The sequence below is a fragment of the Streptomyces sp. NPDC031426 genome (assembly GCF_055581585.1).
This window is the reverse complement of the sequence record NZ_JBVIJE010000012.1, coordinates 88,590-110,834: the sequence shown is the minus strand read 5'-3', so window position 1 is coordinate 110,834 and position 22,245 is coordinate 88,590. Positions and strand designations below refer to the sequence as shown.

The following is a 22,245-nucleotide window of genomic DNA, read 5'->3' as shown; positions in this document are numbered from 1 at the left end:
CCGGTGAAGGTGGCCTCCTGCCCCTTGCCCCGTTCCAGGCCCTCGCGATATCCCGATCACGGAACCGAACCGTGGGGAGAACGCATGAACGTCTCGGACAAGTACCGCAGCAACTGGGAGAGTTACTGGAGCGAGACCTCCGACGAGGCGGGCGACGCCATCTGGGACTGCGAGCCCGCCCTGTCCGCCGAACCGTACACCGCCCTCCTCCTGCTCCACGCGGACCCGGCGCGCACCATCGTCGACCTCGGCTGCGGCAACGGCACTCAGACCCGATACCTCGCCACCCGGTTCGCGCGCGCGGTCGGCGTCGACCTCTCGCACTCCGCCGTCGAGCACGCCCGCCGTGCCACGCAGGACGACGCCGTGGAGTTCCAGCAGCTCGACCTCACCGACGCGGACGCCGTGGGCGCCCTGCGCGAGCGCCTCGGCGACGTCAACGTCTACATGCGGGCCGTCATCCACCAGAGCGAGCCCGAGGCGCGGCCGGCGATCGCCGCCGCCGTCGCCGCTCTCATCGGCACCGAGGGCCGTGCGTTCGTCGTCGAACTCACCTCCGGTTCCCGGGACGTGCTCCGGCGCGCCGCGACCCAGGACGGCGGCCCCGGGCCCAAGCTCCAGCGCGTCTTCCATCACGGGCTCAAGCCGGCCGACGCCGACGACGCCGAGATCCCGCGCCTGCTCGGCGAGGCAGGTCTGAAAGTCCTCGCCGAGGGCGAGACCACCCTGCCGCAGACCGAGTACCTGACCGACGGCACCCGCATCGACCTGCCGGCCCGCTGGTTCGTCCTCGCCGGTGGGCGGTAAGGGCCCCTTTGTGGCTTTCCGGGGTGCGTGGGGCCGCCGTCCCGCGCACCCCGTCTGCGTCACCGGAGCGGGACGGTCCGGATATGGCGACGGCGTGTGCGTTGTGTGAACATCCTTCCTATAGCATTCCCCTCGCTCGATCACCCGAAGGTGTGCAAGGGGGCCCTCAGCCGTGTCCGTTCGTACGGCGGAAGTACGCAGCCGAGGGCGGCGGCGTGCCCCGCGCTCGGGGCGTCCGCAGTCGGTTCCCGAAGGGCTGCTCCCCACTCCGCCCGACGAACGCGAGAAGTACAGCTACGTCAAGCGCCACACCTGGGTGCTGACCTCCAGCTCCTTCATCGGGTTCGTGTGTGTGCTGCTCAGCCAGGCCGACACCGCCCGGCACAGTGCCTGGATCTGGGTGTTCGCGCCCACCCTGCTGCTGGCCGTGGTCGGCTTTCTGATATCGATGCGTCTGGAGGCGTTCGCCCCCAGCTTCGACCTGAAGGCGCATCGCCGTGTCGTGCGCCGCTGGCAGCCGGACCACTACCCGAGCGTCGACGTCTTCCTGCCCGTCTGCGGCGAGCCCATCGAGGTGCTTCACAACACCTGGCGGTATGTGCGCATCCTCGCCGACACCTACCCGGGCGAGGTAGCGGTGCTCGTGCTGGACGACGGCGACAGCGCGGAAGCCGCGGCCATGGCCGCCGACTTCGGCTTCCGGCATCTGGTCCGCCCCAACCGAGGCTGGATGAAGAAGGCCGGCAACCTCCGGCACGGCTTCGAGAACTCCTCCGGCGAGGCCGTCCTCATCCTCGACGCCGACTTCGTGCCGCGCTCCGACCTGCTGCACGAGCTGCTGCCGTACCTGGACGACGACCCGCGCTGCGCCATCGTCCAGTCCCCGCAGTACTTCCGCGTCCTGGACCAGCAGAACTGGATCGAGCGCGGCGCCGGTGCCGTGCAGGAGCTGTTCTACCGCTCGGTGCAGGTCTCCCGGCAGCGCAGCGACGGCTCGATCTGCGTCGGCTCCTGCGCGGTGTACCGGCGCGCGGCCCTGGACGAGATCGGCGGCACCAGCCTCATCGAGCACTCCGAGGACATGCACACCGGCTTCGACCTGCGCGCCCGCGGCTGGGACCTGCGCTACGTCCCCCTCGCGCTGTCCACCGGCATCTGCCCCGACACCATCGGCGCCTACTACAACCAGCAGTACCGCTGGTGCATGGCCTCGATGAGCATGCTCGGCAGCCTGCGGGACTTCTGGCAGGTGAAGATGCGCTTCGCCAGCCGCCTGTGCTACATCTCCGGCTTCGTCTACTACATCGAGACGGCCCTGCTCACCTTCACCACCCCGCTGATCGCGCTGACCCTGCTGATCCACTACCCCGACCAGCTCCAGGCGACCAACTACTGGATGGTCCTGCCCAGCATGCTGTACCTGACCGTGGTCTACCCGCTGTGGCACCGCAACCCGTACCGGCTGGAGGCCTGGGCGACCCGCGTGCTGTACGGCTGGGCGCACGTCTTCGCCATCTGGGACGTCGTACGCCGCCGCCCCATGGGCTGGCAGCCCACCGGATCGAGCGGCGCGAAGAAGAACAAGACCCGCCGCTTCTGGGGCGGCATGTGGCTGTGGAGCGCGCCGACGGCGGTGCTGTGGCCGGCCCTCGCCGTGTGGCGGATGAGCGGTGCCCACCCCGAGAACTTCGCCCTGATGCTGGCCTCCGGCCTGTTCTACGCGGTCGCGGTCGTCCGGGTGCTGCTCCAGCCGAAGGAGGTGACCGCGTGAAGGCCCTGATGAGGATGTGGACGGTCCTGCCGGCCGCCGTCCTCTGTCTCGCCGGCTGCGCGAGCATGGGCCCGGCCCCCATCGGCGCCGGCGGGAACGGCGCCCAGTCCGCCGCGTCCGTGTCCGGCGGCGGTACGACGTACATCCCCGCACAGCCCTACGACGTCACCCCCCTGCTGCACCCGAGGAACAAGTACTTCGGCGCCACCTTCGACGGCGTCCCCAAGGATCTCGGCCCCGTGCGGCGGTACGCCTCCCAGGTCGGCCGCACTCCGACCATGCTGGAGTACTACCTCGGCTGGGGCGACGAGCTGCAGACCGACCAGACCCGCGCGGTGTGGGACAACGGCCAGCTGCCCTACATCGCCTGGGAGCCGCACAAGGCCACCCTCGCCCAGATCGCCGACGGCAGCCAGGACGCGTACATCAAGGACACCGCCCACGCCCTGCGCGCCCTCAACGTGCCCGTCGCGATCAGCCTCGCGCACGAGATGAACGGCAACTGGTACCCGTGGGGCCACAACAAGGCCACCGCCGCCCAGTTCGTCAGGGCCTGGCGCCATGTGCACGATGTCTTCCAGGACGAGGGCGTCTCGACGGTCATCTGGGTGTGGAGCCCGAACATCGTCAACCCCGTGCCCCGGGTGGCCCTCAAGCCGTACTGGCCCGGTGACGGGTACGTCGACTGGGTCGGCGTGGTGGGCTACTACGCCCGCACCGGCGCCCAGGACTTCGCGACGCTGTTCGGGCCCACCTTCCGGCAGATCCGGACCTTCACCCGGCGTCCCTTCCTGCTCGCCGAGACCGGTGCCCAGCCGGGTCCGCGCAAGAGCGCCCAGATCACCGAGCTGCTGAGGACCGTCGCCTCCCGCACGGACGTCGTGGGCTTCATCTGGTTCGACCTGAACAAGGAGACGGACTGGCGGGTGGACAGCAGCCCCGAGACGCTCGCCGCGTTCGGACGGGCCGCCCGGAACCCCCGTTACGACCTCGACCTCGCCGCCCTGAAGTAGACAAGACACGCCGATGAGCCACACGCACCCCCCGGTGCACGAGGAGACCCTGCAACTGCGGGTTCTGCCGCCGCCACCGCCGCAGGCCGACCCCGGCTTCTCCTTCGTCGAACAGCCGCTGCCGGGCTGGACGCTGCCGCCGCCCGCACTGATGGGCTGGGCCGCCGACACCGGCCGGCGCCGCCGCACCGTCGCCCTCGCCATGCTCGCCGCCGTCCTGGTCGTCCAGGCCGCCCTGTCGCTGCGGCTCGCCAACTCCGCCTTCGAGGACGAGGCCCTGTACATCTGGGCCGGGCACGTGGAGATCGGCAGCCTCTTCCACGGAGCGCCGAACTACGGCGGTTTCGGCAGCTACTTCTCCGGCGCGCCCGTGCTGTACCCGGTGCTCGCCGCCGCCGTGGACTCCGTGCTCGGCCTCGCCGGGGTGCGCGCGCTCAGCCTGCTGTTCATGCTGACGGTCACTGCCTGTCTGTACGGGCTCACCCGCCGTCTGTTCAACGAGCGTGCGGGACTGTGCGCGAGCGCCCTGTTCGCCGTCTCCATGCCCACGCTGTTCCTCGGCCACTTCGCCACGTACGACGCGATGGCGGTCTGTCTGCTGGCCCTGACCGCCTGGCTGCTGGTGGTGATCGCACCCCGGCACTGGGCGTGGGCCGCGGCCGTCGCCCCGATCGCCGCGCTCGCCGTCGGCGTGAAGTACGCCTCCGCGCTGTTCCTGCCCACCCTGGCACTCCTGTACGTGCTCGCCGCCTACCGGGACCACTACATGCGCCGGGCCCTGCTGCGCGGCGCCCTGTTCGGCGCGGCCACCTTCGCCCTGCTCGGCGGCGGACTGGTGGCCAGCGGCTATCTGTCGGCGATCCAGAGCACCACCACCGCCCGAGCCCACGGCGACACCCCCGCCTGGCAGATCCTCCAGGACTCCACGCGCTGGGCGGGGCTGCTGGTCGCCGTCGCCCTGGTCGGCACGGTCACCTACGCCCGTACCGCCCGCCTCGCCGAGATACCCGGCTGGCGCCGGGCCGTGCCGGGCCGCCGCTGGCGTACCTGCCTGGGCGTGCTGCTCACCGGCACCGCGCTGCTCGCGCCCGCCTACCAGATCCACCTGCAGACCGAGACCTCCCTGCAGAAGCACGTCGGCTTCGGCCTGTTCTTCGCCGCGCCGATGGCGGGCGTCGGCGTGACGCGGCTGATGGGCGCCCACTTCAAGTTCCCCCAGTGGGCCATCGCGATCGGCGTGCTCGCCCTCACCCTGGGTCTGTCGCAGTCCGCCTCCTCCTTCGGCAGCTGGCCCGACACCCGCTATCTGATCCCGCAGCTCTCCTACACCGTGCGCCCCGGCCAGCACTGGCTGGGCGATCCGAAGGAGGGCCCGGTGTACTACCTCAGCCGCGCGCGGAGGACCCACTACCAGGACTGGCTGTCCTTCTTCTTCATCGACTACAGGACCAGGGACGGCCGCCGCCTGACGGGCGTCCCCGGCTATCGCGCGGCGGTCCGCGAGGGCTACTTCGACGGCGTGGTGCTGGACTACTCCGGCGGCCTCGCCCCGGCCGAGGAGGCCGTCCGCCAGGAGATGCGCATCACCGGCCGCTACCGCCTCACCGGCTCGCTGCCGTACCGCACCTCCACGGGCGCCGGGCACTTCGAGATCTGGGTCCGGCAGCAGAGCACTCAGTGACCGGCCGCTCCGAGTCGTAGCCCGGCCGCTCTGCGGCGCGTAACGTGACCCACCATGAAGATCCTCATCAGTGCCGACATGGAGGGGGCCACGGGCGTCACCTGGCCGGCCGACGTGCTGCCGGGGACGCCGCAGTGGGAGCGGTGCCGGTCGATGTTCACCTCGGACGTGAACGCCGCGGTCGAGGGCTTCTTCGACGGCGGCGCCGACCAGGTGCTCGTCAACGAGGCCCACTGGAGCATGCGCAACCTGCTGCTGGAGCGGCTCGACGAGCGGGTCGAGATGCTCACCGGGCGGCACAAGTCGCTGTCGATGGTGGAGGGGGTGCAGCACGGCGACGTCGACGGCATCGCGTTCGTCGGCTACCACGCGGGCGCCGGCATGGAGGGCGTCCTCGCCCACACCTACCTCGCCAACCAGATCACCGGCGTGTGGCTGAACGACGTCCGCGCCAGCGAGGGCCTGCTCAACGCGCGGGTCGTGGCCGAGTACGGCGTCCCCGTCGTCCTGGTCACCGGGGACGACGTGGCCTGCGAGGACGCGCTCGGGTACGCGCCGGAGGCGCTGAAGGTAGCGGTGAAGGACCATGTGTCCCGGTATGCGGCGGTGTGCCGGACGCCCGCGCGTACGGCCGGCGACATCCGGGCCGCCGCCAAGGAGGCAGCCCGGCTGGCGGTGCGCCACGAGCCCGTCGGCGCGGGGCCGTTCACGGTCGCCGTGGAGTTCGACGCCGAGCACCTGGCGATGGCCGCGACCGTCGTGCCCGGGGTCGCCCGGATCGGGGAGCGGAAGGTGGCGTACACCAGCGCCACGATGTACGAGGGGATCCGGACGTTCAAGGCGGTCACCACGATCGTCTCCGCCGCCGTGGAGGAGCAGTATGGCTGAGAGGCCGGCCGACCAGCAGGCGCTGGACGAGGTAGTGGAGTTCACCTCCGGTCTGATCCGCATCGACACCACCAACCGGGGCGGCGGGGACTGCCGGGAGCGCCCCGCCGCCGAGTACGCGGCCGAGCGGCTGGCCGGGGCCGGACTGGAACCCCTGCTGCTGGAGCGGACGCCGGGCCGCGCCAATGTGGTCGCCCGGATCGAGGGCACCGACCCCTCCGCCGATGCCCTGCTGGTCCACGGTCACCTCGACGTCGTACCCGCGGAGGCCGCCGACTGGAGCGTGCACCCCTTCTCCGGCGAGATCCGCGACGGCGTGGTGTGGGGGCGGGGCGCCGTCGACATGAAGAACATGGACGCGATGATCCTCGCGGTCGTCCGTTCCTGGGCCCGGCAGGGCGTACGGCCGCGCCGGGACCTCGTCATCGCGTTCACCGCCGACGAGGAGGCCAGCGCCGAGGACGGCTCCGGGTTCCTCGCCGACCGGCATCCCGAGCTGTTCGAGGGCTGCACCGAGGGCATCAGCGAGTCCGGCGCGTTCACCTTCCACGACGGCGCCGGCCGGCAGCTCTACCCGATCGCGGCGGGGGAGCGGGGCACCGGCTGGCTGAAGCTCACCGCGCGCGGCCGGGCCGGGCACGGCTCCAAGGTGAACAAGGAGAACGCGGTGACCCGGCTGGCCGCCGCCGTCACCCGCATCGGCGAGCACGAGTGGCGCCTGAGACTCACCCCGACCGTACGGGCCGCGCTCACCGAACTCGCCGCACTGTACGGCGTCGAGCCCGACCTCACGGACGTGGACCTGCTGCTGGAGAAACTCGGCCCGGCGGCCAAGCTGGTCGAGGCCACCCTGCGCAACAGCGCCAACCCGACCATGCTGGACGCCGGTTACAAGCTGAACGTGATCCCCGGCGAGGCGGTCGCCTACGTCGACGGGCGCTATCTGCCGGGCGGCGAGGAGGAGTTCGCCGCCACCCTCGACCATCTCACCGGCCCGGACGTGAGCTGGGAGTACGCGCACCGGGAGGTGGCCCTTCAGGCGCCGGTGGACTCGCCGACCTACGCGAGGATGCGGGCCGCCGTAGAGGAGTTCGCGCCCGAAGGGCACGTGGTGCCCTTCTGCATGTCCGGCGGCACGGACGCCAAGCAGTTCTCCCGGCTCGGCATCACCGGCTACGGTTTCGCCCCGCTGAAGCTGCCCGAGGGCCTCGACTACCAGGCGCTGTTCCACGGCGTGGACGAACGCGTGCCGGTCGAGGCGCTGCACTTCGGCGTCCGGGTGCTCGACCGGTTCCTGCGGACGGCCTAGACGATGGGGGACGAGATGCTGAAGACGCCGTACGGCTCCTGGCCGTCGCCCGTCGACGCGGCCCTGGCCGCCGCGCACGACGGCCGCCCGGAGTGGCCGGGCTTTGTCGGGGACGAGAGCTGGTGGACCGAACCCCGGCCGACCGAGGGCGGCCGTCGCGCCCTGATACGGCGCCGCACCGACGGGACCGAGGAGTCCGTGCTGCCCGCGCCCTGGAACGTGCGCAGCCGGGTCATCGAGTACGGCGGCCGGCCCTGGGCCGGGGTGGTACGCGACGGGCAACCCCTGGTCGTCTTCGTGCACTTCACCGACCAGCGGCTCTACCGGTACGAACCCGGCGGCGAGCCGCGCCCGCTGACCCCGGTGTCGCCCGTGGGCGGCGGGCTGCGGTGGGCCGAACCGCGCGTGGACCTGGAGCGCGGTGAAGTGTGGTGCGTGCTGGAGGAGTTCACCGGGTACGGCCCCGGTGACGTGCGGCGCGTGATCGCCGCCGTACCGCTGGACGGCTCGGCCGCCGAGGACCGCGGCGCCGTCCGGGAACTCAGCGACGGCCGGCACCGGTTCGTCACCGGGGCGCGCCTCGCCCCCGACGGCCGCCGCGCCGCCTGGCTCGCCTGGGACCATCCGCGCATGCCGTGGGACGGCACAGAACTGCTCGTGGCCGATGTCGCCGACGACGGCACGCTGCGGGACGCGCGTACCGTCGCCGGCGGACCGGGCGAGGCCGTCGCGCAGGTGGAGTGGGCCGCGGACGGCAGGCTCCTGTACAGCAGCGACCGCAGCGGCTGGTGGAACCTCTACCGCGACGGCGCCCCGCTGTGCCCGCGCGACGAGGAGTTCGGCGGGCCCCTGTGGCAGCTCGGCCTGCGCTGGTTCGCGCCGCTGGACAACGGGCTGATCGCGGTCGTGCACGGCAAGGGGCCGACCGTGCTCGGCATCCTGGATCCGGAATCCGGAGAGATCGTCGACGCCGCCGGACCGTGGACCGAGTTCTCGGCCCATCTCGCGGCCCACGGCGCGCGGGTGGTCGCGGTCGGGGCCAGCCCGCGCACCGCCTGCGAGGTGGTCGAGCTGGACACCGTCTCCGGCCGGGCCCGCGCGATCGGCGCCCGGCACCGGGACGCCGTGGACCCCGCGTACTACCCGGAGCCGCAGATCCGCGTCTTCACCGGCCCCGACGGCCGCGAGGTGCACGCCCACGTCTACTCGCCGCACCACCCCCAGCACACCGCGCCCGACGGCGAGTTGCCGCCCTACGTCATCTGGGCGCACGGCGGCCCCACCGGCCGGGTGCCGCTCGTGCTGGACCTGGAGATCGCGTACTTCACCTCGCGCGGCATCGGCGTCGCCGAGGTGAACTACGGCGGCTCCACCGGATACGGCCGGGCCTACCGCGAGCGGCTGCGCGAACAGTGGGGCGTGGTCGACGTCGAGGACTGCGCGGCCGTCGCCCGCGCCCTCGCCGACGAGGGCACCGCCGATCCCGCCCGGCTCGCGATCCGGGGCGGCAGCGCGGGCGGCTGGACCACCGCCGCGTCCCTGACCACGACCGACGTCTACGCCTGCGGCACCATCAGCTATCCCGTCCTGGATCTGACCACCTGGGGGCCGGGGGAGACCCACGACTTCGAGTCCCGTTACCTGGAGTCGCTGATCGGCCCGCTCGCCGAGGTGCCCGCCCGGTACGCCGAGCGCTCGCCGGCCACCCATGCCGACCGGCTCACCGCGCCGTTCCTGCTCCTCCAGGGCCTGGACGACGTCATCTGCCCGCCCGTCCAGTGCGAACGCTTCCTCGCCCGGATCGCCGGCCGGGACGTGCCCCACGCCTACCTCACCTTTGAGGGAGAGGGGCACGGGTTCCGGCGGGCGGAGACCATGGTGCGTGCCCTGGAGGCCGAACTCTCACTGTACGCCCAGGTGTTCAAGCTGGACGTGCCCGGTGTCCCGAGACTGGAGCTGCACACGTGAAGGAGCTGACGCGCCCGGAGCGGCTGGCCCCGGGCGCCCGGGTGGCCGTCGTCGCCCCGAGCGGGCCGGTGCCCGAGGAGCGGCTCCAGGCGGGGCTCGACGTGCTGCGCGGCTGGGACCTGGATCCGGTCGTGGCGCCCCATGTACTGGACCGGCATGGGGAGTTCGGCTATCTGGCCGGCCGGGACGCCGACCGCGCGGCCGACCTGCAGAACGCCTGGTGCGACCCGTCCGTCGCCGCGGTGCTGTGCGCCCGCGGCGGGTACGGCGCCCAACGCATCGTCGACCTGCTGGACTGGGAGGCCATGCGGGCGGCCGGGCCGAAGGTCTTCGTCGGCTTCAGCGACATCACGGTCCTGCACGAGGCCTTCGCCACCCGCCTCGGGCTCGCCACGCTGCACGGGCCGATGGCGGCCGGCATCGACTTCATCAAGAACGCCCGGGCTCAGGAGCATCTGCGGGCCACGCTGTTCGCCCCGGAGACCGTCCGCACCATCGCCTCCGGCGGCCGTGCCCTGGTGCCCGGCCGGGCCCGCGGAGTCACCCTCGGCGGCTGCCTGTCCCTGCTCGCCGCGGAACTCGGCACGCCGCACGCGCGTGCCTCGGCGGCGGGCGGGCTGCTGTGCCTGGAGGACGTGGGGGAGGAGACCTACCGGCTGGACCGGTACCTCACCCAACTCTTGCGCGCGGGCTGGCTGGAGGGGGTGCACGGGGTGCTGCTCGGCTCCTGGGAGCGCTGCCCGGACTACGCCGAGGTACGGCCACTGCTGACCGACCGGCTCGGCGCGCTCGGCGTACCGGTGGTGGAGGAGTTCGGGTTCGGCCACTGCGCGGGCGCGCTGACCGTCCCGTTCGGTGCGGCAGCCGAACTCGACGCGGACGCGGGCACCTTGACGCTGGACGAGCCGGCACTGCGCTGAGCGCGCCCACCGAATCCCTCCGGGAACCGCGGAGTTGGCCGGTGACCGTGGCGAGCGCGCTGCGGACACCGGGGTGCGGCGATCGCCCGTCGTGGGCGGCTCCGCCCGGCTGAGTGGATTCCGGGGGCTGGTCGGGGTGGTGTCCAAAGGGTGGGCTGCGGATTCCTGGGCCGGTCGGGGTGGCGTCGAGGGGTGGGGTGGGTGGATTCCTGGGCCGGTCGGGGTGGCGTCGAGGGGGTGGGGTGGGCGGGTTCCGGGAGCCGGTCGGGGTGGCGTCGAGGGGCGGGCTGGGTGGATTCCAGGGGCTGGTCGGGGTGGCTTTGAGGAGGTAGGCCGGCTGGATTCCGGGAGCCTGTCTGGGCAGGTTCGCGGGGCGGGCTGGGCGGTTCCGGCCGCCTGTCCGGGCGAGTCCGAAGAGGCGGGTTGGGCGGGTTCCGGGAGCCGGTCGGGGTGGCGTCGAGGGGCGGGTCGGGTGGATTCCGGGGGGTCGGTCGGTTTGGCTTCGAGGGGGTGGGCCGGGTGGATTCCGGGAGCGGTTCGGGCGGCTTCGAGGGGGTGGGCCGGGTGGATCTCGGGAGTGGTCCGGGCGGGTTTGAGGAGGCGGCCCAGGTGGTTCGGCTGGGGGCGGGCCGGGCGGATGCCAGGTGCTGGTCCGGGCGAGTTCGAGGTGTCGGCCCGGGCGGATTGGCTGGAGGCGGTCCAGGCTGATCTGCTGGAGCCGAGCCGAGCCGGGGCGGGGCGGGGAGCGCGAGGTGTCGGTGCCCGTGGATTCCTGGCGATGGCGCGGGTGGGTTTACGGAGGCGGCGCGGGTGGACTTTCGGAGGCGGCCGGGGCGGGGACGCCGTAACCTGGCCCGATGCCGCACACCGCACCCCACTACCTCGCCGAGGGTCCCCGCGTGGCCATCCGTCACTTCACCCTCGAAGACGGGCCCGAGTTCACCGCGCGGACCCGCGAGAGCAAGGACTTGCACCGGCCCTGGCTGTTCCCGCCGGACAACGACGAGGCCTACGCCGCCTACGCGCGCCGACTGATCGAGGACCCGACGAAGGCCGGCTTCCTGGTGTGCGAGAAGGACAGCGGGGACATCGCCGGCTACATCAACATCAACAACATCGTGCGCGGCGGCTTCCAGTGCGGTGCCCTCGGCTACGGGGCCTTCGCGCACGCCGCCGGGCGCGGGCTGATGGGCGAGGGCCTCGACCTGGTCATCGGGTACGCCTTCGGCCCGCTCGGGCTGCACCGGCTGGAGATCAACGTGCAGCCCGAGAACACCGCGTCCATCGCGCTGGCCCGCGGCGCCGGCTTCCGGCTGGAGGGGTTCTCCCCGGCCATGCTCTACATCGACGGCGCCTGGCGCGACCACGAACGCTGGGCGCTCACCGCCGAGATGCGCCCCGCCCGCTGACCGCCGCGGCCGCCTTTGCGCAATCCTGACCAGCAGGTCCCCTGGCCGAGTGCCGCGCCGCCGGGTTCCATGGTGATCGTGACGAGGATCCGACGTGAGGTACTGACGCTGCCCGCCGGGCAGTTGGGCCCGGACAACCCCCTGCCCCCACTCCGCCCGCTCGACGAGGTCCACCGCATCGACGACCGCGACCGGGACGGCATGCCCCGGGACATGGCCCGCCAGCTCGGGTACGAGCCACTGCGCAGCCTGCTCCCGGTCCGCATCCGCGACGGCTACGACGGAACCCGCGAGCCCCGCGCCCTCGACGCCCTGGTGATCGAGAACGACCGGCTGCGCGCCACCGTCCTGCCCGGCCTCGGCGGTCGCATCGCCTCCCTGCTCCACCTGCCCACCGGGCGCGAACTCCTCTACCGCAACCCGGTGTTCCAGCCCGCCAACTTCGCCCTCAACGGCGCCTGGTACTCCGGCGGCATCGAGTGGAACATCGGCGCCACCGGCCACACCACCCTCTCCTGCGCCCCCCTGCACGCCGCCCGCGTCCCCGCCCCGGACGGCGGGGAGATGCTGCGTCTGTGGGAGTGGGAGCGGCTGCGCGACCTGCCCTTCCAGGTCGACCTGTGGCTGCCCGACGGCTCCGACTTCCTCTACGTCGGCGTCCGCGTCCGCAACCCCCACGAGCGCCCGGTGCCCACCTACTGGTGGTCCAACATCGCGGTGCCGGAGGAGTGCCGGGTCCTGGCCCCCGCGGAGGAGGCCTGGCATTTCAGCTACGAGCGCCGGCTGCGCCGGGTGCCCGTCCCGTCCTACGACGGCATCGACCGCACCTATCCCCTCAACAGCCCGTACGCCGCCGACTACTTCTACGAGGTGCCGGAGGGCCGCCGCCGCTGGATCGCCGCGCTGGACACCGACGGCCACGGACTGGTGCAGACCTCCACCGACGCCCTGCGCGGCCGCAAGCTCTTCGTGTGGGGCCACCTGCCCGGCGGCCGGCGCTGGCAGGAGTGGCTGACCGAACCCGGCACCGGCGGCTACTGCGAGATCCAGGCCGGCCTCGCCCGCACCCAGCTGGAACACGTCCGGCTGGAGGCCGAGAACGAGGTGTCCTGGCTGGAGGCGTACGGACCGCTCGACGCACCGCCCGAGGGGGAGTGGACCCGGGCCGTGCAGGGCGCCGAGCAACGGCTGGAGTCCGCCCTGCCCCGCGCCCGCGTCGAGGAGGCCTACGCGGCCTGGCGGCCCTGCGCCGACACCGACCCCGGCGAGGTCCTGGCCGCCGGATCCGGCTGGGGCGCGCTCGAAGTGCTGCGCGCCGACTGGAAACTCCCCGGCACCCCGTTCCCCGAGTCCACCCTCGGCGCGGAGCAGGCACCCTGGCGGGAACTGCTGCGTACCGGCTCCCTGCCCGAGGCGCGCCGGGTACGGCCGCCCGGCGAGACTCTCGTCGCCCCGCACTGGCGGGACATGCTGGAGACCGCGCCCGCCTCCCCGCACACCGAGTACCACCTCGGCGTCGCCCAGTGGCACGCCGGCGACCGCGCCCAGGCCGTCCGCAGCTGGGAACGCGGCCTTGAACTCGCCCCGTCGCTCTGGCCGTTGCTGCGCTGCCTCGCCGTCGCCGACCAGGAGTCCGGCCATCACGAGCGGGCCGCCGAACGTTACGCGGACGCCTTCGACGACCTGTGCCGCGAGCGGCGCGACGACGGCGAGACCTGGACCGCCGCCGTGGCCGCGCTCGGCCGGGAGACCCTGCGGGCACTGCTGACGGTGCGGCGGACGGCGGACGCCCGGACGGTCTGGGACCGGCTGCTGCCCGCCGTCCGCGCGCGCGGACGCTTCCGGCTGCTGGAGGCCGAACTGCTGCTCGCCGAGGGACGGACCGCCGAGGCGCGGGCCGTCTTCGACGCGGGGTTCGAGGTCGCCGACCTGCGGGAGGGAGAGGAGGCGCTGGGCCGCCTCTGGGCCCGGCTCACCGACGAGCCGCTGCCCGACCGGTACGACTTCCGGATGCGCCCCGACGCGGTCTGACCGGCTCAGCCCTGCTGGTCGACGTACTCGAACACCGACCCGTCCGGATGCATCGCGAGCAGGTTCCGGCCCACCGGGGTCGGCACCGGACCCGCGATGATCCGGGCGCCGAGGTCCGTCAGCAGCCGGTGCGCCTCGTCCACGTTCTCCACGGCGATGGTCGCCGCCACTTTGCGCAGGATGTCCAGCTCCGCCTCCGGGCCGCTCATCAGCAGAAAGGAGCCGATCGCGGCGACCTGGACCCCGCCGCGCTCGAAGCGCAGGGCTCTGCCGCCGGCCAGCCGCTCGTAGAAGGGGATCGCGGTATCGAGGTCGGCTACGCAGATGCGCAGCGAGGCGCCCAGAATCTCCATGCGTCCGAGCCTAGTTGGGGCGGGCGAGGGCGTGCAGGGGCGCCCGCGTTACCCGCCGTGTCCGACGGGTACCCGGAGGGTATGGACCGTTTGGATCACCTGGAACATCTGGACAAACAGCTGGTCGAAGAGCTGGCACAGGTGGCACGCGAGACGGTACGCGACGAACTGCGGGAGCAGACCCGCAAGCGGCGCCGCACCGCCATGCTCTACGCCGCGTCCGGCGCCGCCGCCCTGTACGCGGGGGCCGCGCTGGCCCTCGCGGTGGGCCTGGCCCTGGCAACCGCCCTGCCCGGCTGGGGCGCCGCCCTGATCACGGCGGCGATCCTGGGCGTGGTGGCCTACGCCCTGCGCGGCGCCGCCCACCCGAGGCACAGCCACCCCGCGCCTCCGTCCCGCGTCATCGGCGGCACCCCGCCGGCCGGCCCGCCGAGCGGCCTGGGCGTGCCGTACCCCCCTGTCCCGAAGGAGCCCCCGGGCACCGGCCACCAGGCACCCGGCAACCCACCGAACCAGCCCTGACCTCACCCGCCGAGCCGCGGCAGCACCTTGGTCCGGTAGAAGTCGAAGAACCCCTTCTGCTCGGTCCCGATCTGGTTCACGTACACCCGGTCGAACCCGGCGTCGGCGAACGCCCTCAGCGTGGACACATACTGGTCGGCATCGTCCCCGCACACGACCTTCTCCCGCACCATGTCCTCGGTGACCAGCTCCCGCAGCTGTTCGAAGTGCCGCGGCGACGGCAGCACCTGCCCCATCTCGCCGGGCAGCAGCTCGTTGTACCAGAGCCGGCGCACCGTACGGACGCACTCCTCGCGATCGGTGCCGTAACAGACCTTCGTACCGCCGCTGACCAGCTTCGTCCCGCCCCCGCCCTTGCGGAACTGCGTGACCATCTCCTCCTCCGGCATCATCGTGATGTACCCGTCGCCCACCCGGGCGGCGAGCGACGTGGCCTTCGGCCCGAAGCCGGAGATGTCGATCGGGACGGGCTCGTCGGGCACGGTGTAGAGGCGGGCGTTCTCCACGGTGTAGTGCGTGCCGCGGTGGTTGACCTCCTCGCCGGTGAACAGCCGGCGCATCACCTGGATGGCCTCCTCCAGCATCTCCAGGCGCACATGCACCGGCGGCCAGCGGTCGCCCAGGATGTGCTCGTTGAGCGCCTCACCCGTGCCGACGCCCAGCCGGAAACGGCCCTCGGTCATCACCGCGCTCGTCGCCGCGGCCTGTGCCGTCACCGCCGGGTGCATCCGCACGGTCGGACAGGTCACCGCCGTCTCGATGGGCAGCGAGACCGCCTCCGACAGGGCGCCGATCACCGACCACACGAAGGCGCTCTGCCCCTGCGCGTCGTTCCACGGGTGGAAGTGGTCGGAGATCCACAGCGCCCGGAACCCGGCCTGCTCGGCCATCCGGGCCTGTTCGACGAGGTCGGCGGGGCTGTGCTCCTCGCTCGCCAGGAAATAGCCGTACTCGGGCATGGGAAACCTCCGCGCGGGCGGCGCTGATGCCGTGTGATCCGGTCCGGGGCCGGGTAACCGGCGCCGGGCGCGCGGCGCGGCGTTCGGGTGCTCCGACCGGCGTACGGGTGACCCGCCCTGCGTTTGGGTGCCGCTGCCCCGGTTACGCGGAAAACCTCGGACGAGCCACACCGCCGGAGGCGCACCGTGAGCCGACCTCACGTAGTGATCGTCGGCGCCGGTTTCGCCGGATACCGGGCTGCCCGCACAGTGGCCCGGCTGACCCGGAACCGGGCCGACGTCACCTTGCTGAACCCGACCGACTACTTCCTGTATCTGCCGCTGCTGCCCCAGGTCGCCGCAGGCATCCTTGAGGCCCGCAGGGTCACCGTGTCGCTGCCGGGCACCCTGCACGGGGTCCGGATGGTGCTCGGCGAGGCGGACCATGTCGACCTCGACGGCCGTACGGTCCACTACTCCGACCCCGAGGGCGGCATCGGCACCCTCAACTACGACCGGCTGGTGCTGTGTGTCGGCAGCGTGAACAAGCTGTTGCCCATCCCCGGGGTCGCTGAGCACGCGCACGGCTTCCGCGGGTTGCCCGAGGCGCTGTACCTGCGCGACCACGTGACCCGGCAGGTGGAGCTGGCCGCCGGCGAGGACGACCCGAAGGCCTGCGCGGCCCGCTGCACCTTCGTCGTGGTCGGCGCCGGCTACACCGGCACCGAGGTGGCCGCGCAGATGCAGTTGCTCACCGACCGGCTGGCCCGCCGGCATCCGCTGCCCGCCAGGTTCCGGCCGCGCTGGATGCTGCTGGACGTGGCGCCGCGCGTGCTGCCGGAGATGGACGAGCGGCTGTCCCGCACGGCCGACCGGGTGCTGCGGGCGCGCGGTGTCGACGTACGGATGGGCACGTCGGTGAAGGAGGCCACTCATGACGGGGTGCTGCTCACCGATGGCGAGTTCGTCGCGTCCCGGTCGCTGGTGTGGTGTGTCGGGGTACGGCCCGACCCGCTGGTGGAGGCGGTCGGGCAGCCGCTGGAGAAGGGCCGGCTGATCGTCGACCCGTATCTGCAGGTGCCGGGCCGGCCGGAGGTGTTCGGCTGCGGGGACGCGGCCGCCGTACCGGACCTGGAGCAACCGGGGAAGTTCACGCCGATGACGGCCCAGCACGCGTGGCGGCAGGGCCGGGTGGCCGGGGAGAACGTGGCGGCCTCGCTCGGCCTCGGCCGGCGCCGGCGGGCCTACCGCCATCGTGACCTGGGTTTCGCCGTCGACCTCGGCGGGATCCAGGCCGCCGCCAACCCGTTCGGCATCCCGCTGTCCGGGCCGGCGGCCGGTGCGGTCACCCGCGGCTACCACCTGGCCGCGCTGCCCGGCAACCGCGTGCGGGTGGCCGCCGACTGGCTGCTGGACGCCGTTCTGCCACGCCAGGGCGTCCAGTTGGGCCTCGTACGGTCCTGGTCGGTCCCCCTGGACACGGCCTCCCCGGAGCTGGCACGCGTACCGGGCGGGCCGGAGCGGGCGGGTGCACCGGAACGGCCGGACCGACCGGAACAGACGCCTGGATCGGAACGGGCGGGCGGGCCGGATCGGGCCGAAGCAGCCGAGCAGGCCGGAGCAGCGGAACCCGGCGGCGCACCGCCGGCCCGCGGGCGCGGGGACCACCCCGCCCCCGGCCCCGTCAAGCGCACCGACGCCCCGGACCACCCCGCCCCCGGCCCGGTCAGGCGCACCGACCCCCCGGACCCCGCCGTCGGGTGACCCCGCGGGCCGTACCCCTCGACTCACTGCAAGGAGACTCATGAACACCGCCGAACTCGCCGAATTGGGACAGCAGTTGCGCGTGGACAGCGTGCGGGCGTCCGACGCCGCGGGATCCGGGCACCCCACGTCCTCGATGTCCGCCGCCGATCTGATGGCCGTGCTGCTCGCCAACCATCTGCGCTACGACTTCGAACGTCCCGAGCACCCCGCCAACGACCGCTTCGTGCTGTCCAAGGGACACGCCTCGCCCCTGCTGTACGCCGCCTACAAGGCGGCCGGTGCCATCGAGGACGGCGAACTGCTCACCTTCCGCAAGCTCGGCAGCCGGCTCGAAGGACATCCGACCCCCCGGCGGCTGCCCTGGGTGGAGACGGCCACCGGATCCCTCGGCCAGGGTCTGCCGGTCGGGGTCGGAATCGCCCTCGCCGGCAAGCGCCTTGAGCGCACCGGTTACCGGGTGTGGGTGCTGTGCGGGGACAGCGAGCTGGCGGAGGGCTCGGTGTGGGAGGCGGCCGAACACGCCGGACACGAGCACCTGGACAACCTGATCGCGATCGTGGACGTCAACCGGCTCGGCCAGCGCGGCCCCACCCGGCACGGCCACGACCTGGACGCCTACGCCCGCCGCTTCCAGGCCTTCGACTGGCACACGGTCGAGATCGACGGCCACGACGTCGACAAGATCGACCGGGCCTACGGCGAGGCGCTGTCCACGACCGGGCAGCCCGTGGCGATCCTCGCCCGCACCCTCAAGGGCAAGGGCGTCGCCGCCGTCGAGGACCTGGAGGGCCATCACGGAAAGCCGGTGCCGGACGCGAAGGAGGCCGTCGCCGAGCTCGGCGGGCCGCGCTCGCTGCACGTCCGGGTCCACGAGCCGCCGGCCGCCGCCGCGCTGCGCAACCTGACGACCGAGGTGCTGCAACTGCCGCGCTACGACGAGGGCGACGAGGTCGCGACCCGGGACGCCTTCGGCGCCGCCCTCGCCGCGCTCGGCAGCGCCCGCGGCGATGTCGTCGCCCTGGACGGCGAGGTCGGCGACTCCACCCGCACCGAGGAGTTCGCCAAGGCCCACCCGGACCGGTTCTTCGAGTGCTACATCGCCGAGCAGCAGATGGTCGCCGCGGCCGTCGGCATGGCCGCGCGGGGCTGGCTGCCGTACGCCTCGACGTTCGCCGCGTTCTTCACCCGTGCCCACGATTTCGTGCGGATGGCGTCCATCAGCGGCTCCGGCATCAACCTGGTCGGCTCGCACGCCGGTGTCGCCATCGGCCAGGACGGGCCCTCGCAGATGGGCCTGGAGGACCTCGCTATGTTCCGCGCGGCGCACGGCTCGACCGTGCTGTACCCGTGCGACGGCAACCAGACCGCCCGGCTGGTGGCGGCCATGGCCGGCCTCGAAGGGATCCGCTATCTGCGCACCTCGCGCGGCAAGACGCCGGTGATCTACGGCCCCGACGAGGAGTTCCCGGTGGGCGGCAGCAAGACGCTCGTCTCCAGCGAGGAGGACCGGCTGACGGTCGTCGCCGCCGGGGTCACCGTGCCCGAGGCGCTGGCCGCGGCCGACCGGCTCGCCGCGGACGGCATCCGGGTACGGGTGATCGACCTGTACTCCGTCAAGCCCGTCGACACCCAGACGCTGCACCGGGCCGCCGAGGAGACCGGCTGTCTGCTCACCGTGGAGGACCACCACGCCGAGGGCGGCCTCGGCGACGCCGTCGCGGAGGCCTTCGCCGACGGCCGGCCCGTGCCCCGGCTGGTCCGGCTCGCGGTGCGCACCATGCCGGGCTCGGCCGCGCCCGACGAGCAGCTGAACGCGGCCGGCATCGATGCCGTGGGCATCGCGGCGGCGGCCAAGCTGCTGGTGGAGGAGGCGGTCGTGCGATGAACGACACGGACGCCCGGACCGTACGGGCGGGCCGCCGCACGGTGGACATCCAGCGGCCCGGGAAGGTGCTCTTTCCGGGCGGCACCGGCGCCGAGGAGTACACCAAGGGCGATCTCGCCGACTACTACCGGTCCGTCGCGCCGTACATGCTGCCGCACCTGCGGGGCCGTCCGCTGATGCTGGAGCGGTATCCGGACGGCGTCGACGGGGAGCGGTTCATGCAGAAGAACGTCCCGAAGCACTATCCGGACTGGATCACCCGCGTGGAGGTCCCCAAGGAGGGCGGCACGGTCACGCATGCCGTCTGCGACGACACCGCCACCCTTCTCTACCTCGCCGACCAGGCCTGCCTCACCCTGCACCGCTGGCTGTCGCGCACCGACCGGGCCGGCGGAGTGGACCACCCCGACCGGCTGGTCTTCGACCTCGACCCGGCCGAGGACGACTTCGCCCAGGTGCGCGATGCGGCCCGCTGGTTGCGGAAGCTGTTGGACGAACTCGGCCTGCCCGCCGCGCCGATGACCACGGGTTCGCGCGGCCTGCATCTCGTCGTCCCCCTCGACGGCCGCCACGACTTCGACGAGGTACGGCAGTTCGCCCATGGGGTCGCCGAGTTCGCCGAGTCACGGCACCCGGACCGGCTCACCACCGCCGTCCGCAAGGAGGACCGTGCCGGCCGTCTCTACCTCGACGTGCAGCGCAACGCCTACGCGCAGACCGCCGTCGCCCCGTACACCGTCCGCTCCCTGCCAGGCGCGCCGGTCGCGATGCCCCTAACCTGGGAACAGGTGAACGATCCCGGCATCGACGCCAGTCACTGGAAGATCGCCGACGCCCTGGATCAGGCGCGCGTGGCCCCCTGGGCCGGTATGCCTGGCCGCGGCCGGTCCCTGAGGGGCGCCCGCAGGCGGCTCGCAGCACTGAGTGGCTGATACCGGAGCCCCCCTCCCCACCAGGCATAACGATCCGGCCGCGATGCGTGATGGTTCCCGGAGGTTTGGCCAAGGACGTGGTGGCCACCCGAGGGGAGAGGTGGCCATGTCGAACACAAAGAACACCAATCAGTCACAGAGTTCACGGGAGTCTCATGACTCTCATGACTCACAGAAGGAACAGAGCGTAACCGGCACGAGCGCGACGGACGACCCCCGTCCGACCCCCATCGAGGTGCTGCGCCAGGCGCGCGCCCAGCTCACCGAACTCACCGGCCTCGCTCCGGAGTCGGTGTCCTCGTTCGAGCAGACGGAGGACGGGTGGTCGCTGGAGGTCGAGGTCCTCGAACTTGTGAAAGTGCCCGACACCATGAGCCTGATGGCGAGCTACCAGGTCGAGCTCGACCCGGACGGGCAGCTCACCGGCTACCGGCGCGTCCGCCGCTACGAACGCGGCAGGGCCGACGCACGCGGCGGCCGTTAGGTCGCCGTACGCGCCGCGGCCCGCGAGCCGCACACCGACTACCCAGGAGGAGGAATCGCCGGCATGACTGTTGTTCCGGCACAGCAGACCGGAGGCGGAGGCGGCAGCAGCGGCCTCTACGACGTGCTTGAGCTGGTCCTCGACAGGGGGCTCGTGATCGACGCGTTCGTGCGTGTCTCCCTGGTCGGCATCGAGATCTTGAAGATCGATGTCCGCGTCGTCGTGGCCAGCGTCGACACCTACCTGCGCTTCGCCGAGGCCTGCAACCGACTCGACCTGGAAGCAGGTCCGCGCAAGAGCCCGGGCCTGCCCGAGCTAGTAGGCGAGGTCACCGAGTCCGGCGCCCGCGGCAAGTCCAAGGGGGCCCTGTCCGGCGCCGCCGAGACCATATCCGACGCCTTCAAGCAGGCCCGCCAGGAAGGGCAGGGCGAGTCACGGCCGCGCGCCCGTAAAGCTCCGGCGCACCGGAAGGAGGAGGAGTGAGCACGTACGTCTACGGGATCACCGCCCGCTCGCACCCGGCCCTCCCCAAGGACATGACGGGCGTCGGCGAGTCGGCTCGGCCGGTGCGCCTCCTGACGGCCGGTGATCTGGTCGCGGTCGTCAGTGACGCCCCTGAAGACCTGCGCCCCAAGCGCAGGGACCTGCTCGCGCATCAGAACGTGCTCGCCGAGGCCGGAGTGGCCGGCTGCGTGCTGCCCATGCGCTTCGGCAGCGTCGCGGACAGCGACGACGCCGTCACCCAGGTGCTCACCGAGCGGGCGGAGCACTATCAGGAGCGGCTGCGGGAGCTGGACGGCAAGGTCGAGTACAACATCAAGGCCACCCACGTCGAAGAGGCTGTTCTGCGTCTGGTGATGGCTGAGAACACCGACGTGCGCGCCCTCGCCGAGGCCAACCGCCGCTCCGGCGGAGGCAGCTACGACGACAAGATCCGCCTCGGCGAGATGGTCGCGGCCGCCGTCAAGGCCAAGGAGGCCGAGGACGCCGGAGAGGTGCAGGTCCAGCTGACCCCGGCCGCCGCCGCGGTCAGCGTGGGCCCCGAGTCCACCGGCTGGCTGGTGAACGTCTCGTTCCTGGTCGCCCGGGACTCGGCCGATCGCTTCATCGCCGCCGTCGAGCAGGTTCGCAAGAGCCACCCCCATCTGGAGCTGCGGGTCAACGGGCCGCTGCCGCCCTACAGCTTCGTCGAGCCCGGCCCGGCCGAGCCGACGGGGCACACGGTGGGCGCGGACGCCGACACGCAGTAGCGGTGGGCGCGGACGCCGACACGCAGTAGCGCTCCCGGCCCGGACGGAAGGAGAACACCGTGGGACTGATCGGCGAAGTGCTGATGCTGCCGTTCGCGCCTGTACGGGGCAGCGCGTGGGCCGTCAGGCAGGTGCTCCGCGAGGCGGAACGGATCTACTACGACCCCGCCACCGTACGGGCCGAGCTCGCCCGCCTCGAAGAACAACTGGAGGCCGGCGAGATCACCGAGGAGGAGTTCGACCGACGCGAGGACGAACTGCTCGACCGGCTGGAGGCCGGGCTGCGCTCCGGCGACACCACAGGCAACGGGACGTGA

The 22,245-nt window shown here is 72.5% G+C and carries 20 protein-coding genes; 18 read left to right on the top strand and 2 right to left on the bottom strand.

Annotated features, from left to right (window positions below; all coding sequences use genetic code 11):
* Nucleotides 1-84 precede the first annotated feature (84 nt).
* From ACZ5NH_RS25465 to ACZ5NH_RS25420, 10 genes are all read left to right on the top strand, one after another.
* Nucleotides 85-807, top strand: coding sequence for a methyltransferase domain-containing protein (locus tag ACZ5NH_RS25465; protein ID WP_468778323.1), 723 nt, complete (start codon nt 85-87; stop codon nt 805-807).
* 172 nt (nt 808-979) lie between these two features.
* A complete protein-coding gene (locus tag ACZ5NH_RS25460; protein ID WP_468778322.1) occupies nt 980-2,578 on the top strand; it encodes a glycosyltransferase family 2 protein in 1,599 nt (532 codons plus the stop codon).
* Nucleotides 2,575-3,591 carry a glycoside hydrolase family 26 protein gene (locus tag ACZ5NH_RS25455; protein WP_468778321.1) on the top strand — a complete coding sequence of 339 codons (1,017 nt, stop codon included), beginning with the start codon at nt 2,575-2,577 and terminating at the stop codon, nt 3,589-3,591. Before ACZ5NH_RS25460 ends, ACZ5NH_RS25455 begins: the two co-directional genes overlap by 4 nt.
* Nucleotides 3,592-3,604: 13 nt before the next feature.
* A complete protein-coding gene (locus ACZ5NH_RS25450; RefSeq protein WP_468778319.1) occupies nt 3,605-5,272 on the top strand; it encodes an ArnT family glycosyltransferase in 1,668 nt (555 codons plus the stop codon).
* Nucleotides 5,273-5,326: 54 nt separating this feature from the next.
* A complete protein-coding gene (locus ACZ5NH_RS25445) occupies nt 5,327-6,160 on the top strand; it encodes a M55 family metallopeptidase (protein WP_468778318.1) in 834 nt (277 codons plus the stop codon).
* Entirely contained in the window at nt 6,153-7,469 is a 1,317-nt protein-coding gene (locus ACZ5NH_RS25440; protein ID WP_468778317.1) for a M20/M25/M40 family metallo-hydrolase, read from the top strand. The genes ACZ5NH_RS25445 and ACZ5NH_RS25440 overlap by 8 nt, the downstream gene beginning before the upstream one ends.
* 3 nt (nt 7,470-7,472) lie before the next feature.
* Nucleotides 7,473-9,437 carry a prolyl oligopeptidase family serine peptidase gene (locus tag ACZ5NH_RS25435; RefSeq protein WP_468778315.1) on the top strand — a complete coding sequence of 655 codons (1,965 nt, stop codon included), beginning with the start codon at nt 7,473-7,475 and terminating at the stop codon, nt 9,435-9,437.
* The gene (locus tag ACZ5NH_RS25430; protein ID WP_468778314.1) at nt 9,434-10,357 is read left to right on the top strand and encodes a S66 peptidase family protein; all 924 of its coding nucleotides are present in this window, start codon (nt 9,434-9,436) and stop codon (nt 10,355-10,357) included. The genes ACZ5NH_RS25435 and ACZ5NH_RS25430 overlap by 4 nt, the downstream gene beginning before the upstream one ends.
* A gap of 857 nt (nt 10,358-11,214) precedes the next feature.
* Entirely contained in the window at nt 11,215-11,766 is a 552-nt protein-coding gene (locus ACZ5NH_RS25425) for a GNAT family N-acetyltransferase (protein WP_468778312.1), read from the top strand.
* A gap of 69 nt (nt 11,767-11,835) precedes the next feature.
* On the top strand, nt 11,836-13,797 hold the full coding sequence (locus tag ACZ5NH_RS25420; protein WP_468778310.1) for a DUF5107 domain-containing protein: 1,962 nt from the start codon (nt 11,836-11,838) through the stop codon (nt 13,795-13,797).
* Between the two features lie 5 nt (nt 13,798-13,802).
* On the opposite strand, the gene ACZ5NH_RS25415 is transcribed toward ACZ5NH_RS25420, so the two are convergent.
* The gene (locus ACZ5NH_RS25415; protein WP_468778309.1) at nt 13,803-14,150 is read right to left on the bottom strand and encodes a VOC family protein; all 348 of its coding nucleotides are present in this window, start codon (nt 14,148-14,150) and stop codon (nt 13,803-13,805) included.
* Nucleotides 14,151-14,231: 81 nt separating this feature from the next.
* Between ACZ5NH_RS25415 and ACZ5NH_RS25410 the strand changes: the two genes are divergently transcribed.
* Nucleotides 14,232-14,672 (top strand): phage holin family protein, encoded by a 441-nt coding sequence (locus ACZ5NH_RS25410; RefSeq protein WP_388633780.1) that lies wholly within the window; start codon nt 14,232-14,234, stop codon nt 14,670-14,672.
* A 2-nt stretch (nt 14,673-14,674) separates the two neighbouring features.
* Here ACZ5NH_RS25410 and ACZ5NH_RS25405 read toward each other — a convergent pair whose 3' ends face one another.
* Nucleotides 14,675-15,631: an LLM class F420-dependent oxidoreductase gene (locus ACZ5NH_RS25405; protein WP_468778307.1), complete on the bottom strand. Its 957-nt coding sequence runs from the start codon at nt 15,629-15,631 to the stop codon at nt 14,675-14,677.
* 186 nt (nt 15,632-15,817) lie between these two features.
* Between ACZ5NH_RS25405 and ACZ5NH_RS25400 the strand changes: the two genes are divergently transcribed.
* The 7 genes from ACZ5NH_RS25400 (at nt 15,818) to ACZ5NH_RS25370 (ending at nt 22,245) form a co-directional block, all read left to right on the top strand.
* On the top strand, nt 15,818-17,374 hold the full coding sequence (locus tag ACZ5NH_RS25400) for an NAD(P)/FAD-dependent oxidoreductase (RefSeq protein WP_468778305.1): 1,557 nt from the start codon (nt 15,818-15,820) through the stop codon (nt 17,372-17,374).
* 40 nt (nt 17,375-17,414) lie between these two features.
* Entirely contained in the window at nt 17,415-19,262 is a 1,848-nt protein-coding gene (locus tag ACZ5NH_RS25395; RefSeq protein WP_468778303.1) for a transketolase, read from the top strand.
* Nucleotides 19,259-20,194, top strand: a complete 936-nt coding sequence (gene ligD / locus ACZ5NH_RS25390; protein WP_468778301.1) for a non-homologous end-joining DNA ligase — start codon at nt 19,259-19,261, stop codon at nt 20,192-20,194. Before ACZ5NH_RS25395 ends, ligD begins: the two co-directional genes overlap by 4 nt.
* A 106-nt stretch (nt 20,195-20,300) precedes the next feature.
* Nucleotides 20,301-20,678: a gas vesicle protein GvpO gene (locus ACZ5NH_RS25385; RefSeq protein WP_468778299.1), complete on the top strand. Its 378-nt coding sequence runs from the start codon at nt 20,301-20,303 to the stop codon at nt 20,676-20,678.
* 63 nt (nt 20,679-20,741) lie between these two features.
* Nucleotides 20,742-21,161, top strand: a complete 420-nt coding sequence (locus ACZ5NH_RS25380; protein WP_468778297.1) for a gas vesicle structural protein GvpA — start codon at nt 20,742-20,744, stop codon at nt 21,159-21,161.
* Complete coding sequence (locus tag ACZ5NH_RS25375) at nt 21,158-21,928, top strand: GvpL/GvpF family gas vesicle protein (RefSeq protein ID WP_468778295.1); 771 nt, start codon at nt 21,158-21,160, stop codon at nt 21,926-21,928. The genes ACZ5NH_RS25380 and ACZ5NH_RS25375 overlap by 4 nt, the downstream gene beginning before the upstream one ends.
* A 59-nt stretch (nt 21,929-21,987) precedes the next feature.
* Nucleotides 21,988-22,245, top strand: coding sequence for a gas vesicle protein GvpG (locus ACZ5NH_RS25370; protein WP_468778294.1), 258 nt, complete (start codon nt 21,988-21,990; stop codon nt 22,243-22,245).

Bases quoted from the DNA above. Each gene is read 5' to 3' on its own strand.
- ACZ5NH_RS25465 (WP_468778323.1), top strand. From the start codon at position 85: ATGAACGTCTCGGACAAGTACCGCAGCAACTGGGAGAGTTACTGGAGC.
- ACZ5NH_RS25450 (WP_468778319.1), top strand. From the start codon at position 3,605: ATGAGCCACACGCACCCCCCGGTGCACGAGGAGACCCTGCAACTGCGG.
- ACZ5NH_RS25445 (WP_468778318.1), top strand. From the start codon at position 5,327: ATGAAGATCCTCATCAGTGCCGACATGGAGGGGGCCACGGGCGTCACC.
- ACZ5NH_RS25440 (WP_468778317.1), top strand. From the start codon at position 6,153: ATGGCTGAGAGGCCGGCCGACCAGCAGGCGCTGGACGAGGTAGTGGAG.
- ACZ5NH_RS25435 (WP_468778315.1), top strand. From the start codon at position 7,473: ATGGGGGACGAGATGCTGAAGACGCCGTACGGCTCCTGGCCGTCGCCC.
- ACZ5NH_RS25425 (WP_468778312.1), top strand. From the start codon at position 11,215: ATGCCGCACACCGCACCCCACTACCTCGCCGAGGGTCCCCGCGTGGCC.
- ACZ5NH_RS25420 (WP_468778310.1), top strand. From the start codon at position 11,836: ATGGTGATCGTGACGAGGATCCGACGTGAGGTACTGACGCTGCCCGCC.
- ACZ5NH_RS25415 (WP_468778309.1), bottom strand. From the start codon at position 14,150: ATGGAGATTCTGGGCGCCTCGCTGCGCATCTGCGTAGCCGACCTCGAT.
- ACZ5NH_RS25410 (WP_388633780.1), top strand. From the start codon at position 14,232: ATGGACCGTTTGGATCACCTGGAACATCTGGACAAACAGCTGGTCGAA.
- ACZ5NH_RS25405 (WP_468778307.1), bottom strand. From the start codon at position 15,631: ATGCCCGAGTACGGCTATTTCCTGGCGAGCGAGGAGCACAGCCCCGCC.
- ACZ5NH_RS25395 (WP_468778303.1), top strand. From the start codon at position 17,415: ATGAACACCGCCGAACTCGCCGAATTGGGACAGCAGTTGCGCGTGGAC.
- ligD (WP_468778301.1), top strand. From the start codon at position 19,259: ATGAACGACACGGACGCCCGGACCGTACGGGCGGGCCGCCGCACGGTG.
- ACZ5NH_RS25385 (WP_468778299.1), top strand. From the start codon at position 20,301: ATGTCGAACACAAAGAACACCAATCAGTCACAGAGTTCACGGGAGTCT.
- ACZ5NH_RS25380 (WP_468778297.1), top strand. From the start codon at position 20,742: ATGACTGTTGTTCCGGCACAGCAGACCGGAGGCGGAGGCGGCAGCAGC.